Below are 13,403 nucleotides of genomic sequence, written 5' to 3'. Positions count from 1 at the left end.
GTAAACTTATACAGATATTGTACTTGATGGAAACTTTGAAAACAAGTTTCTGCTTTTAGAAAACCACTTTGAAAGGAGAAAGAATGGAAAAGAAACTTATTGCCATCGACCTTGATGGAACTACATTAAACAACAATTCAGAACTGACACAAGAAACCATTGAAACCCTTCATGCCGTAAAAAACTTAGGCCATGAGGTAGCCATTGTCACTGGTCGCCCTTACCGTAATTCAAAACAATATTACGACCAACTAAACTTAGGTGGCCCAATCGCAAACTTCAACGGTGCCCTCTGCCATATTCCAGGGATGCCGGAATGGGATGGAAAATATCACATCACACTCGATTCAGAATTCGTACTTGATTTAGTGGCCTTTAACAAAACGCTACCGGTCGATTACTTAATGGTCGAAGGAACGGAACTGGTGTATTCAGATATGGAAGAACTACCTGAATGCCCATATTATCCAAAAGACCAAAAGCCTATCGTGATTGGTAAAAACACAAAACTCAAAGAACAACCAACAGCCGTTGCTCTCTTCTCTGACATTGACAAACAACAAGAGATTAAATCAAAAATCTTGGACCGCTATGATAATGAGATTGAAATCCGTACTTGGGGTGGAAGCTTCCCATGTCTAGAAGTCATTTCACCAGGCATTCATAAGGCAAAAGCACTAGAGCACTTATCAAGCTACTACGGCATTAAACAAGAAAATATCCTTGCTTTTGGTGACGAAGACAACGACTTAGAAATGATTGAATACGCAGGACACGGTGTTGCGATGAAAAATGGAATCGATGAATTGAAAAACATCGCAAATGCCGTTACTCCATTCACAAATGACGAGAATGGATTGGCAAAATATCTACAAGAATACTTCAATCTAACGGATACGAAAAAAGGCGCTTAAAAAACGATAAGGTTACAGACAGAATCGTCTGTACACCTTATCGTTTTTTATTATGCTAAATATACTGAAATAAATTGACTCACAATCGTGAAGTAAACTAATACAGATGTTAAGTCATTAACGGTTGTAATAAATGGTCCACTGGCAATGGACGGATCAAAGTTGAATTTCTCCAACGCAAATGGAATACAAGTCCCTGTTAATGCCGCTACGAAAATCGAAGCGAACATCGCAAAGCCAATAATGCCCCCAAGAACGATGCTACCGAGCCATAGGCTTACAATCCCGAATACCATCCCTCCGGAAATCAACCCGATACCAAATCCTGTTGCCCCCTCTTGCACGAGAACTTTCCAGAAAGACTGCTCTTCCTCATGAAGCCCAATCTTGCGAATCGCTACCGCAAGAGATTGCGTCCCTGTATTCCCGGCCGTACCTGTAATCAACGTAATAAAGATGGCAAAAATACTTGCTTGTTGAATAATCGGTTCATAATGTCTAAAGAGGACCGCTGTCACCGTACCCATAATCAGAAGCGTCACAATCCCCGGAAGACGGTTGACAATTCCCGCCCACACGCCTTGGTGTGCTTCATCCACGTTTACCCCGGCAAGACCTGAATAGTCACTAGTCGCTTCTTCTTCGATAACATCTAGAGCATCATCGACTGTGATAATCCCAACTAACGTATTCGTATCGTCTACAACGGGAATTGCGAGGAAGTCGTAGTCTTTAATGGTTTGTGCTACTTCTTCTTGCGCATCATTCACGTGCACTGTAACGACACGGTCTATCATGATATCTTTGACGAGCTTTTCATCAGGTTTCACGATTAAGTCTTTCAATGTAAGAATCCCGGTTAAATGATTCTCATCGTCAGTAACATACACATAGTAGATGGTTTCAGCATCTTCAGCAAATCGCTTAACGGTCGCCATCGCTGTTTTTAATGTATCAGATTCATGCACGGCAATAAATTCTGTCGTCATCATCGCCCCTGCAGTTTCATCTTCGTAGTTTAATAATTGACGGAGTTCACTTGCCGTTTTATGTGGCATCAAGCGCAAGTATGTACGAACATTTTCTTCCCCTACTTGCTTTAACACGTCTACCGCATTATCAGAATACATTTCCGCAAGCATTCGTGAGGCATAGGCTTCGTCCATTTCATTTAAATACTCTTCCACGTCTTCTACGTCTTCTTCTAAAAGTTCGAATACCATTGCCATCTCTTCAGGAGTTAAATATTGGTAAGCCAGCTTTCTCTCTTCTAAGGTTAAACTTAAGTAAATTTGTGCCTGATCATAAGTATGGTTTTCAAAGAAGATTTCTCTGAATTGCTGCTTATCTTCTGTTGCTAAAGTATGTTGAATTTGTTCTAAAATATCTTCAAATTCATAAACGATTTCGCTCAATGGTGATTCTCCTCTCTTTACTTCTTATGCGCTTCAATCCACTGACTCATATCTTTAGGGAGTGGAGCTTCTATGATCAGTTCTTTTTTCGTCATCGGATGAATAAAAGTGAGTGAGTGACAATGCAAAGCTTGTCGGTCTAAAAGTTCGTCTTTAAGCCCACCATATAAATCATCCCCCACAAGCGGAGCCCCCAGCCACGAGAAATGAACACGAATCTGATGCGTACGACCAGTGTGTAATAAAATCTCAACAAGTTCTGATCCAACAAGTGTTTCCCTCTTCCAATATTCGGTTAAGGAAGGTTTTCCATCTTCTGATACACAACGATTAATAATAGATCCCTCTTGTCGTCCAATGGGGGCATCAATAAATCCATGCGCTTCTAGAGTTGAAGTGTCATGTACTAATGCTAAGTATTTTTTTTGAATTGTTTTTTCTCGTAATGCTTGATCCATCCATGCATGTACAACGCGGTGTTTGGCAAACATCATCACTCCTGTTGTATCGCGGTCAAGGCGAGTAACCACATGAGTAATTTGATCTGCATACCCACGCCTTTTATAGTATCCTTTCACACGATTGGCCATCGAGTGATCCGGATGTAACTTTGAAGGAATTGAAGCCGTTCCAACCGGTTTGTTGATAATGAGTAAATAATCATCCTCATACAAAATATCAATCGGCACTTCACTTGAAATGACCGTTTCATGTTCTCCAGATGGCGGAATCACCATTGTTAGGACATCCCCAGGGCGGAGTGTTTTCAACACAATCTCATGACGGCCATTGACAAGTAATTCTCCGTGTGATTTGACATGGGCTAAAAATGTTCTTGAAATGCCCACTTCTTGCAGAAAAGAACGCATCATCATCGGATACTCGTATGGGTAATTCCACGTTAAAATCAACGGACTTCCTCATTTCCACGGCAATTCACTTCACGCGAACCGATAAATGCATCTTCCACACGATCCCAGAATGGAGTATGTCTGTAAGCCGCAAATGAAATACGTTCATTGCTAATTTTTAATTGAATTTCCTCTATCTCATTCCCATCATACGTTAAATGGTCAATCGCCATCACCATGCCCTCTTTACTTTCAGGACGTAGTGTTAAGACATTATCTTTCGCAAAAATCATTGGCGAACTCAGTGTACGATACACACGATTATTAATCGACGCCATCTCTGTCATCTGCATCACTTCTGCACGTGGATGCACAACGGCTCCCCCTAGAGACTTGCTTAGACCTGTTGATCCAGTTGGAGTTGCCACACAAAGCCCATCTCCACGGAAATTTTCGAATAATTCATCATTAATATATACTTCGCATAAAAGCGTGCCATTCACTTTACGTAAGGTGGCCTCATTCAAAGCTGCATAGCGAATGATATCTCCGCTTTTGAACTTTACTTTCACGTCGAGCAATGGATAGCTCACATGTTCTCCTTTGTCTTGTTTCAATGACTGGATTAATTGGTCTACTTCGAAGTTACGCCAATCCGTGTAAAATCCTAAGTGGCCTGTATGAATAGCCACAAAACGGATACTAGCTAATTGATTGCGGTAATGATGAAAGGCCCCTAAAAGCGTTCCATCTCCGCCAACCGTAATAACGACATCAGGATGCTCGTCATTACGCTCAAAACACCCTTCTTGACATAGGCGGTCGAAGGCATTCATGACTTCTTTCGTTTTTTCCGATTGATTTCCATATAAACCGACTTTCATGACCTACCTCCGTTTCTTTCTTTTTCTTTGATTTTCCTTACAGATTGCAAAAATATACTGCGCTTCCTGAATTTCCTCTCTGATTTCTGACATCTCCTCATCCAGTAAAAAGGCTGCTTCCGCTGCGCGCTCTAATCTGTCGTGAATCGCTTCAGGGAATTCTCCTTTATATTTATAGTTTAAAGAGTGTTCAATCGTTGCCCAGAAATTCATTGCTAGTGTACGAATTTGAATTTCTACTAATATCTTCGTTTCCCCTTCAATTCGTTGAACAGGATACTCCAGCACAAGGTGGTAAGATCGATATCCACTTGCCTTTTTATTTTGAATATAATCTCGTTCAATCATGATTTCAAAGTCGTTTCTTTGACGAATCAGACGAACAACTTCATAAATATCATCTACAAATTGACACATAATACGAAGTCCAGCAATATCTTGCACGCCTTCGAGGAATTCTTCTCTAGGAATATTACGAACTTGCATCTTTTCTAGAATACTTTCTGGAGTCTTCACTCGGCCTGTGATAAATTCAATCGGAGCATGTCTTCCTTCCTGACGAAACTGACGACGTATCCCTTTTAATTTAATTTTTAATTCTTCAATTGCTTGATAATACGGAGCTAGAAAGGCTTCCCAATCTTCAACAAGCGGCGTTTCCAACTTTTCCATATTTCCACCTACTTTTTTTCATTTCCGTTCTCTATCATACCATATTTTATGTAAAAGCTTGACTAATTAATGCGATTTTTTTCAAATATCGATGATTTTGAGATACAATAGAATGCTGAAGGGGGAATATAATTGTTTCAAGTAGAAAGAGAATTTAAAAATTTACTGACCAAAAGCCAATATCATTCGCTTCTAGAGGATTTTAAGTCCCTCTTAACTAAAGAGATTACCCAAACCAATAGTTATTATGATTGGGATGGAATCCTCCAATCTCATAAAATGGCTTTACGTATCCGAATTGTTGAGGGGAAAAGCATTGGAGAAATCACTTTAAAAATCCCTCAATCCAGTCTAGAAGTATTAGAATTCACTCATGAAATGCCTGTTGAAATGCTTCATCAATACAATGAACAAAAACAATTCACACTTCCTTTATCCATTAAAGAAGCATTAGAAAGTAATGGAGTCTTTATCGAAAAAGTCGAACAAACTGCTCTATTAACCACTCATCGATTTGAAGGTCCCTTATCTAGTAACGAATGGCTTGTTCTAGATGAAAGTTACTATAACGGAAAAGTGGACTATGAAATGGAGATGGAAGTTCAGAATCTCTCATTAGGGGAAGAAGTCTTTTTGCAAATTCTTCAAAAGTATCAGATTCAACGAGAACAAGCAGAAAGTAAAATTAAGCGCGCCCTTTCAAGTATCTCCTCTCAAGAGAGAGAACCGCATTTTATTCTGAATTTTTTAGGAACTATGTTACAATAAGGTTACAAAAATATAGTTAGAGGAACAGAGGCGTCAGATTTTGAGTACCTACGAAACAAAAAATCTATCAAAAAACACTTCACACGAAAAGATTTTCGAATTATTTTTATTCGTGAATCCCTTGGGAACATACTGTTATCGCTGTGAAAATGAATTACTAAAATTTGTACGTAATTCTGAATTTAAAGTGCATTATCACTTTTTAACATTTCATAATTTACAGACCGTTAATCAATATATGAAGAACCAAAAATTACCTGTAACGGATTTAGATTTACGAAATGATATATACATGAAGATTTATGATGCAGCTCTTTCTTACAAAGCTGCACTATTACAAGGGAAACGTCTCGGACATCAATTTTTGATTGAATTACAACAACAAATTCATCACCATAAACGAGAATACAATGATGACTTGTTAGAAGAAATATTAAATAAAATTGAAATTGATAAAAAGATGTTTTACGAGGATAAATCTAGTTCTGCTGTAAAAAAATCCTATGATCGAGATCTTCAAATTGCGCAAGAGATGAATGTGACACATACACCTTCGCTTGTTATTTTTGATAACTCTAATCAACCCTATGGATTACTCTTAGCTAGTAGCATTACAGCTGAAACTATCGCTGAAATCTGCAATGGTGAACCCCTACCTGGATATCACACTACAAAAAAACTAGTAGGAACAAATACAAATGGCCATCAAAAGTTCGATAAAGTGGTCAATATGAATTTAAATCGCTATTAACTATCTTCCAACTAGAGTTTCTAGTTGGGATTTTTTATCTATCATTAGATGTTTTTGCCCTTCTCAATTCTTTTAAACACAAAAAGTGCGTAAGAAAATTTCTTACGCACTTCTATTTATATTATAGAATGAATCGTTTTTGAATTTATTCACTCATTAACGCTTCTAATTGAGATAGACGTTTTTCAAATACATCAAAGGCATCATATAAGTAGTCTTTCTTCGTCATATCTACGCCAGCTTTCTTCATGACTTCGATTGGAGCATCACTGCGTCCTGCACGTAAGTAATTTAAGTAAGCTTCTAAATCTTCAGGAGTCCCATGTAAAATCTTATCTGATAAAGCAGTTGCTGCAGCCATACCAGTTGCGTATTGGAACACATAGTAATTCATGTAGAAGTGAGGAATACGCGCCCATTCGTATGCGATTTGTTCATCTTGGATGACATTTGCATAGTATTTAGCATTGATTTCTCCATAAACTTTTGCAAGAGATTCTTGTGTTAATGGTTGGCCTTCTTGGTCCATTACGTGAATCTTATGTTCGAATTCCGCAAATTGTGTTTGACGGAAAATGGTTGATTTGAAGCGGTGTAAATAGTTATTTAAGATATATTTTTGCGCTTCTTTATCTGTATGTTTCTTCAACAAGTAATCTGTTAAGATGTTTTCGTTAGTTGTAGAAGCAATTTCTGCTAAGAAGATTGAATAATCTCCGTATTGTTTTGGTTGAGTGTTACGAGTGAAGTAGCTGTGTGCACTATGTCCTAACTCGTGAACTAATGTGAAGAAGTTTGATAATTCATCATGCCAGTTCAATAGAATATATGGTGCTGTTGAGTATGCCCCACTAGAATATCCACCGCTGCGTTTACCGATGTTTTCAGCAACGTCAATCCAACGATCAGCGTATGCTTTTTTCATGATTTCGTTGTACTCTTCCCCAAGAGGTTTCAATGCTTCAATACTTGCAAGAGATGCTTCTTGATAGTTGTATTTAATTGGAGCGTCGCCTGTAATTGGTACGTATAAATCATACATATGCAATTCATCTAAGCCTAGCGCTTTTTGTTGTAATGCAATATAACGGTGTAATAATGGTAATTTTTCGTTTACCACTTCTACTAAAGCATCGTACACTTCTTCAGGAACTTGGTTTGAAGCAAGTGCTGCTTGACGCGCTGAATCATAGTTATGAACTAAGGCGCTGAAGTTATGCCCTTTTACTTCTGTACCAAGTGTGCTTGCGAAAGTATTTTTCAAGTTGATGTAAGGTTTGTATAATGTTTCGAACGCTTCCTTACGAACAGCTTGGTTTTTAGATTCGATATAGACTGAGTAGTTTCCGTTTGTCAATTCGACTTTTTCGCCATCTTCAGTTGTAATTTCGTCAAACTTGATGTCAGCGTTGTTTAATAAGTTGAATGTTTTACTTGCGCCTTGGAACACTTCACTAGCTTTTGATAATAAAGCTTCTTCTTTATCTGAAAGTACGTGACCTTTTTTAATACGCGCTGTTTCTAATAATACGCGGAAGTCTTCTAATCCTGGCTCTTGTTTGAAATACTCTTCAAACTCTTCATCAGATAATGCTAAGATTGCTGGAGCAAACCATGCAGAAGCGCCTGAAAAATCAATATATGTTGAGAACGCACGTTGGTTTAAGACTTGATTTTCGTTATTTGAAGTATCTTGGTCTGCTTTTAAATGTGAGTAAACATAAGCTGTTTCAATCTTATCATCCACTACGTTTAAAAGATTTAAGAATGCTAATAAAGAAGCACCGTCTTTTAGTGCTGTGTCTTTTGCAGCAGCTACTGCTGGAATTTGTGATTTTACAAATTCTAAATCTTTTTCAAATCCTTCGTTTGATTCATAAATTGCGGAAAGGTCCCATGTTAATTCTACTGGAACTTCTTCACGTCTTAATGGTTTTTTATTGGCCATTATAATCCCTACTTTCTAAAAAGTTGATAGTTCTAGTGTACTATGAAATGGATTCTTTTAAAAGGGTTTGAACACATTTTTACATAAAAAGAGACTAAATGAATCTACTATCAATTCATTTAGTCTCTTTTATTAATCTTCAAGGAAGGTCGCTTTATCTAAACTATCTGTCCCAATAATGGCTACAAGAACAACATCTTCGCGAATAAGAAAATCCGCAAATATTTTCGTATTCAAAGATTCATTCTTCGCTTCACGATATCCGATTAAGTTTAAATCATAATCTTTACGTAAGTCTAAATCACTTAATTGTTTTCCAACCCATGATTTTGGAGGATAAAATTCCACAAGTGAAATATTGCCATCTAGTGAAATCACTTCAGCTAGTTTATGGTGAAGAATGTTCTTCACGAGACGAATTCCTGTCTCTTTTTCTGGGTTCACTACCCGTTGTGCACCCATCTTCGTTAAAATCTCTGTTGTTGTACGGCTTTTTGCTTTGGCAATAATTTCAGGGACACCAAGTCGTGTGCAGTGCATTACTGCTAAAATGCTCGCTTCTAAACTCGAACCTGTAGCAACCACAACTGTATCACAGTCACCTATTCCGATTTCTTTTAAAACATCTTCATCCGTTACATCAGCAATCACAGCTTTTGTGACCAGCGGTTCAATACGGTTGACGTTTACTTCATCACGGTCAACTGCAATAATGTCGCAATCATATTCGCTAAGCTGTTTGGCAATCGTCATCCCAAACACACCTAGTCCTAAAATTCCAACTGTCTTTCTCATTACAATCCCTACTTTCTATCCTATTAATAATGGTGCTTTAGCATACTTCATGTCGAGTGTTTTTTTCTTTCTGTTAGAAAAACTTAACAGAACCGTTAATGGTCCAATACGTCCAATAAACATCAACAGCATAATCACAATTTTTCCAAGAAAAGATAAGGTCGGTGTTAAATTCGCTGTTACCCCTACTGTACATACCGCTGAAATGGTTTCGAATAAAGTATATAACAATGGGGCATCTGGATCTGTTAAGCTGAGTAAGAACACACTAGTTAGAATCAATGTAGTAAATACGATAAAAATCGTTAAAGCTTTTCTCGCCAATTCTTGCGAAATACGGTGATTTCTAAATTGAATCATACGCTCATCATATACTTCTGAACGAATGAATAAGAGAACCACTAAGAAAGTCGTTGTCTTCACACCACCGGCCGTCCCACCAGGAGACCCTCCAATGAGCATTTGAATACAATAAAGAAGCAGGCTTGTTGGATGTGCAGTCGTATAATCAATGGTCGCAAATCCTGCTGTTCTCATCGTTACGGTTTGGAAGAAACTCACAAGTACCTTTTCGAAGAATGATAGATTCCCGATTGTGTTTGGGTTATTCCATTCGGTCAATAATGTTAACACCGTTCCACTTAGTAAAATAATCCCTGTTAACCAAAGGACAATCTTCGTGTGATAGTGCAAACGTTTATAAAATGATTTGCGTTGTTTGTTCTTTGTCGATTTTCGCATATCACGGTAACTTCGTTTGAAATCAAACCAAACAGAGAAACCAATTCCCCCTAGAATAATAAGAGCTGCAACCACTAATGTTAAAAATGGATCGGTCGCATAATTAATCAAACTATTCGACCCTAAGTTATCAAATCCTGCATTACAAAATGCAGAAATTGCAAAGAAGAACGCGGTGAAAATCCCTTTTGCAGTTCCTAGTTCTGGAACGAAGCGGAAGGATAAAATAACCGCTGCAATAAATTCAATAAAGAATGTATATTTAAAAATCGTTCTCAAATAGCTTTTAAAATCTTGATCATTATCTCGGTTCAAACTGTCTTGCAAGGCTAATTTATTTACCAAAGACATCTTCTTACCCGAATCATAGAGGAAAAAGGCAATAATACTCATTAATCCTAATCCACCGATTTGCATTAAAATCATACAAATCACTTGTCCAAAAGTGTTGTACGTCTCGGCTACTGTTTGCGTCGAAAGTCCCGTTACACATACCATCGATACCGTTGTAAACAAGTGGTCAAAATACGAAGCCTTCGATGTCGCCAGTTGCGAAATCGGCAAATTGAGTAGGAACGAGCCCACCAAGATTACAATCGCAAAACTGAAAGCAATCCGTTTTGGAATGGAATCTTTCAATAAGAAACGAATCATCTTCGTCCCTCCTATTCTAATCAAAAATACTACCCAAAATAAAAAGAGCAGAATATATTCGATATTCTACTCTTTCTATCGGTGAATTACAACCGTTACTGTTTCATTTTAATGCGGAAAGAATTATTCCACTACTTGATATTCTTTTGTTTCACCGAAGAACTCATCATATAACGCACGGATGGCTTTCTTTTCGTATTGGTCTAAAATACCAAACATCATTGAAACCTCAGACACCCCTTGGTTATATAATTCAATATTGATTTGAGTACGAGCAAGTGTTGAAGCCACACGAGCCGTTGTACCGACCATGTTTACCATTCCTTCCCCTACTAACATAATCAAGCAAAGCCCTCGTGTAAAACTTGCTTCATCTACATCTAATTCAGCATAGAATCGCTCTACAATTGATTCTAATTGCTCATCTGTTGCATCTTCCCCACGGATAATGATTGTTGCATCATCAATCCCTGTTGGAATATGTTCAATAGAAATTCCTTCTTCTTCAAAAATCGTCAATACTTTACGTAAGAAACCAATCTCGTGATTCATCAAATATTTCTTCACATAAATACTTACAAAGCCCGGAGAACTTGCAATACCAGAAATAACACTTGGAGAAGTCACCTTTCCTTTCATAATATAGGTTCCACTTGCCTCAGGATTGTTTGTATTACATACATGCACTGGAATTCCTTTTTTGATAGAAGGAAGGAGTGCTTCTGTATGAAACACTGAAAAACCAGCGTATGATAACTCACGCATTTCTGTATAAGATAATACATCGATAGGTAGTGGTTTATGAACAATTTTTGGACTTGCTACATAAATGGCATCTACGTCTGTAAAGTTTTCGTATTCTTCAGCGTTCACGGCATTGGCTAAGATAGATCCTGTAATATCAGATCCGCCACGAGAGAACGTTACGATTTTCCCTTCTTTTGTTACCCCATAGAATCCTGGGAAAATAATCACTTCATTTGTTAGTTGTAAGTACTCTAATTCATGATAGCTTTCTTCTAAAACGCGAGCTTCTCCAGGAGTATCACTTACCCAAAGTTTGGCTTCCCGAGGCCCCACATATTTAGCCGCAAGACCTTCTTGGTTAAAGTAAGAAGCGATAAGACGAGCATTTAAATCTTCCCCACTTGCTTTATAAGCATCCATTAAATATTCAGAGGATAGATCGTTTCTTTCTTTTAAGTTTTTAAAATGAATTCGAACGAGTTCAAACACTTCTGGTTTTAATTCCAATTCATCACAAATTTCCTTATAACGGACTAAGATTTTCTTTAATACTTCTTCATCATAATTCCCTTCAATATGAGATGTTGCTAATTGGATGAGAAGATCTGTTACTTTTTCATCGTCCGAGGTACGTTTTCCTGGTGCTGAAACCACCACAATTTTACGACTTGAATCGGATTTTACAATATTAAAGACCTTTCTTAATTGTGTGGCATTCGCTAAAGAGCTTCCACCAAATTTGATTACTTTCATATGACACTTCCTTATTTTTCAATGTACCTAGACTACCAAATTAATGAATGGAACGCAACAGATTTCCACTAATTAAATACATTTGTCTTTGAAATAGAAACAGTCTTAGAAACTTGTATTTATCATTCGAGTTTGTTAGTCTTAAATAAAATAAATAAAGGAGGTCACACCATGTCAAAAATGTTGCATACTTGTGTCCGTGTTGAAAATCTAGAAGAAAGCATTCGTTTCTACGAAGAAGCATTCGGTTTTAAAGAAACAAGAAGAAAAGACTTCCCAGAACATAAATTCACAATTGCTTATCTCGCTTTTGAAGGAGATGACTATGAATTAGAATTAACATATAACTATGGTCACGGACCATACGAAATCGGCGACGGATATGGTCATATCGCAATTAGCGCTAAAGACCTTGAAGGACTTCACGCTGAACACGTTGCAAAAGGCTATGACGTTACAGAATTAAAAGGATTACCAGGGCATCCTGCAAACTACTATTTCGTGAAAGACTTAGACGGCTACAAAATCGAAGTAATCCGCGAAAAATAGTTCCTACATGACATTCCGCATTCCCTCTGCTATAATGTATTCTATGCGATGAGGCGACACGCAGTACATTAGAGACTGCGAGTTATGTGGAACAGGAGTGCTTTGGCACACTACCGGATGTAGCTGTTTGTAGTTCGTGATGTGAACACGACCTACTCATCTGAAAAGATGCCACGCTAAGACTAGGAGTTCCTAGTCTTTTTTTATAGTAAAATTATGATACAATAGCAATGAAATTTAGTAATACATACGGAAAGAGGAAACTTCATGAAACAATGTCCATTCTGTCATGAAATGATTGACGAACAAGAAACACTCTGCCCTTATTGTGGCACCGTTCAAGATGAACTTTCTGCACCTAGTGCCATTGAGTCAAATGATGGCGTTCAAACAGACTTATTAGATGAAAATAATGAACCTACTGCTTCGTTTACTACAAAAGTGGAAACAAAAATTCCAGAAGAAGATAACCGTAGTTCACAAGAAAACCGTGTGAAGAATAACCGATTTGCTTATACTGGAGTATGGAATAAATTCAAACGATTCTTTACTTTCTTTGGTGAACGTTTGGTTCATCCAACAAATCAATATTCGCGGAAACGTCAATACAGTCGTACTTATGGGTACGCGTTAATTATTTTAGCGACGGTTATGTCTGCATTCATTACAACTCATGTCATTCATACATTATTTACGCAGTATCAATTATTTGCTGATATTTCAATCTTACCAAGCTTAACGAGTACCCCAAATTATATTTGGATGTTTGTTAGATTCCTGGTATTTTACTTATTCTTCTACCTTGGATTCCCTACTATTTCATATGGGCTAAAACATGTTTTCCAAAAACGTCAACATGTCTTTATCTACTGGTTAACTCAATATGAAGGAATGAATGTCTTAGCAATTCTATTATTAGCCATTGCAACTGTTATGACTTTTATTTCTCCAGTGTGGTTTT

General features: G+C 37.5%; 13 protein-coding genes. 5 read left to right on the top strand and 8 right to left on the bottom strand.

The features are described from left to right. The first annotated feature begins 83 nt into the window (after positions 1-83). Positions 84-914: a Cof-type HAD-IIB family hydrolase gene (locus Q0594_RS02000; RefSeq protein WP_298729367.1), complete on the top strand. Its 831-nt coding sequence runs from the start codon at positions 84-86 to the stop codon at positions 912-914. Between the two features lie 50 nt (positions 915-964). On the opposite strand, the gene mgtE is transcribed toward Q0594_RS02000, so the two are convergent. The 4 genes from mgtE to Q0594_RS01980 are packed head-to-tail and all read right to left on the bottom strand — an operon-like array spanning position 965 to position 4,736. Further along, positions 965-2,329, bottom strand: coding sequence for a magnesium transporter (mgtE, locus tag Q0594_RS01995; RefSeq protein ID WP_298729366.1), 1,365 nt, complete (start codon positions 2,327-2,329; stop codon positions 965-967). A gap of 17 nt (positions 2,330-2,346) precedes the next feature. Continuing rightward, positions 2,347-3,240 (bottom strand): RluA family pseudouridine synthase, encoded by an 894-nt coding sequence (locus Q0594_RS01990; RefSeq protein WP_298729365.1) that lies wholly within the window; start codon positions 3,238-3,240, stop codon positions 2,347-2,349. Continuing rightward, positions 3,237-4,064 (bottom strand): NAD kinase, encoded by an 828-nt coding sequence (locus Q0594_RS01985; RefSeq protein WP_298729364.1) that lies wholly within the window; start codon positions 4,062-4,064, stop codon positions 3,237-3,239. The genes Q0594_RS01990 and Q0594_RS01985 overlap by 4 nt, the downstream gene beginning before the upstream one ends. 3 nt (positions 4,065-4,067) lie before the next feature. Continuing rightward, the gene (locus tag Q0594_RS01980) at positions 4,068-4,736 is read right to left on the bottom strand and encodes a GTP pyrophosphokinase family protein (protein ID WP_298729363.1); all 669 of its coding nucleotides are present in this window, start codon (positions 4,734-4,736) and stop codon (positions 4,068-4,070) included. A 132-nt stretch (positions 4,737-4,868) separates the two neighbouring features. On the opposite strand from Q0594_RS01980, the gene Q0594_RS01975 reads away from it, so the two are divergent. Continuing rightward, positions 4,869-5,504 (top strand): CYTH domain-containing protein, encoded by a 636-nt coding sequence (locus tag Q0594_RS01975; RefSeq protein ID WP_298729362.1) that lies wholly within the window; start codon positions 4,869-4,871, stop codon positions 5,502-5,504. Positions 5,505-5,544: 40 nt separating this feature from the next. Then, positions 5,545-6,255, top strand: coding sequence for a DsbA family protein (locus Q0594_RS01970; protein ID WP_298729361.1), 711 nt, complete (start codon positions 5,545-5,547; stop codon positions 6,253-6,255). Positions 6,256-6,400: 145 nt separating this feature from the next. On the opposite strand, the gene pepF is transcribed toward Q0594_RS01970, so the two are convergent. The 4 genes from pepF to Q0594_RS01950 form a co-directional block, all read right to left on the bottom strand. After that, positions 6,401-8,203: an oligoendopeptidase F gene (gene pepF, locus Q0594_RS01965; protein WP_298729360.1), complete on the bottom strand. Its 1,803-nt coding sequence runs from the start codon at positions 8,201-8,203 to the stop codon at positions 6,401-6,403. 132 nt (positions 8,204-8,335) lie between these two features. Continuing rightward, positions 8,336-8,998, bottom strand: a complete 663-nt coding sequence (locus Q0594_RS01960) for a TrkA family potassium uptake protein (RefSeq protein WP_298729359.1) — start codon at positions 8,996-8,998, stop codon at positions 8,336-8,338. A 15-nt stretch (positions 8,999-9,013) separates the two neighbouring features. Then, positions 9,014-10,393, bottom strand: coding sequence for a potassium transporter TrkG (locus tag Q0594_RS01955; RefSeq protein ID WP_298729358.1), 1,380 nt, complete (start codon positions 10,391-10,393; stop codon positions 9,014-9,016). A 123-nt stretch (positions 10,394-10,516) separates the two neighbouring features. Next, a complete protein-coding gene (locus Q0594_RS01950; RefSeq protein WP_298729357.1) occupies positions 10,517-11,893 on the bottom strand; it encodes an aspartate kinase in 1,377 nt (458 codons plus the stop codon). A gap of 171 nt (positions 11,894-12,064) precedes the next feature. On the opposite strand from Q0594_RS01950, the gene Q0594_RS01945 reads away from it, so the two are divergent. Both Q0594_RS01945 and Q0594_RS01940 read left to right on the top strand, forming a co-directional pair. Continuing rightward, positions 12,065-12,442: a VOC family protein gene (locus Q0594_RS01945; protein ID WP_298729356.1), complete on the top strand. Its 378-nt coding sequence runs from the start codon at positions 12,065-12,067 to the stop codon at positions 12,440-12,442. Positions 12,443-12,709: 267 nt separating this feature from the next. Beyond that, the coding region (locus tag Q0594_RS01940) for a zinc ribbon domain-containing protein (RefSeq protein WP_298729355.1) at positions 12,710-13,403 on the top strand (694 nt) is incomplete at its 3' end.

It is taken from the genome of uncultured Granulicatella sp., from assembly GCF_938030755.1.
Lineage (GTDB): Bacteria > Bacillota > Bacilli > Lactobacillales > Aerococcaceae > Granulicatella.
This window is presented reverse-complemented; position numbering and strand designations above follow the sequence as displayed.

What these genes read in the sequence shown, in the direction of transcription:
- Q0594_RS02000 (WP_298729367.1), top strand. Translation starts at nt 84, where the DNA reads ATGGAAAAGAAACTTATTGCCATCGACCTTGATGGAACTACATTAAAC.
- Q0594_RS01985 (WP_298729364.1), bottom strand. Translation starts at nt 4,064, where the DNA reads ATGAAAGTCGGTTTATATGGAAATCAATCGGAAAAAACGAAAGAAGTC.
- Q0594_RS01980 (WP_298729363.1), bottom strand. Translation starts at nt 4,736, where the DNA reads ATGGAAAAGTTGGAAACGCCGCTTGTTGAAGATTGGGAAGCCTTTCTA.
- pepF (WP_298729360.1), bottom strand. Translation starts at nt 8,203, where the DNA reads ATGGCCAATAAAAAACCATTAAGACGTGAAGAAGTTCCAGTAGAATTA.
- Q0594_RS01960 (WP_298729359.1), bottom strand. Translation starts at nt 8,998, where the DNA reads ATGAGAAAGACAGTTGGAATTTTAGGACTAGGTGTGTTTGGGATGACG.
- Q0594_RS01955 (WP_298729358.1), bottom strand. Translation starts at nt 10,393, where the DNA reads ATGATTCGTTTCTTATTGAAAGATTCCATTCCAAAACGGATTGCTTTC.
- Q0594_RS01950 (WP_298729357.1), bottom strand. Translation starts at nt 11,893, where the DNA reads ATGAAAGTAATCAAATTTGGTGGAAGCTCTTTAGCGAATGCCACACAA.
- Q0594_RS01945 (WP_298729356.1), top strand. Translation starts at nt 12,065, where the DNA reads ATGTCAAAAATGTTGCATACTTGTGTCCGTGTTGAAAATCTAGAAGAA.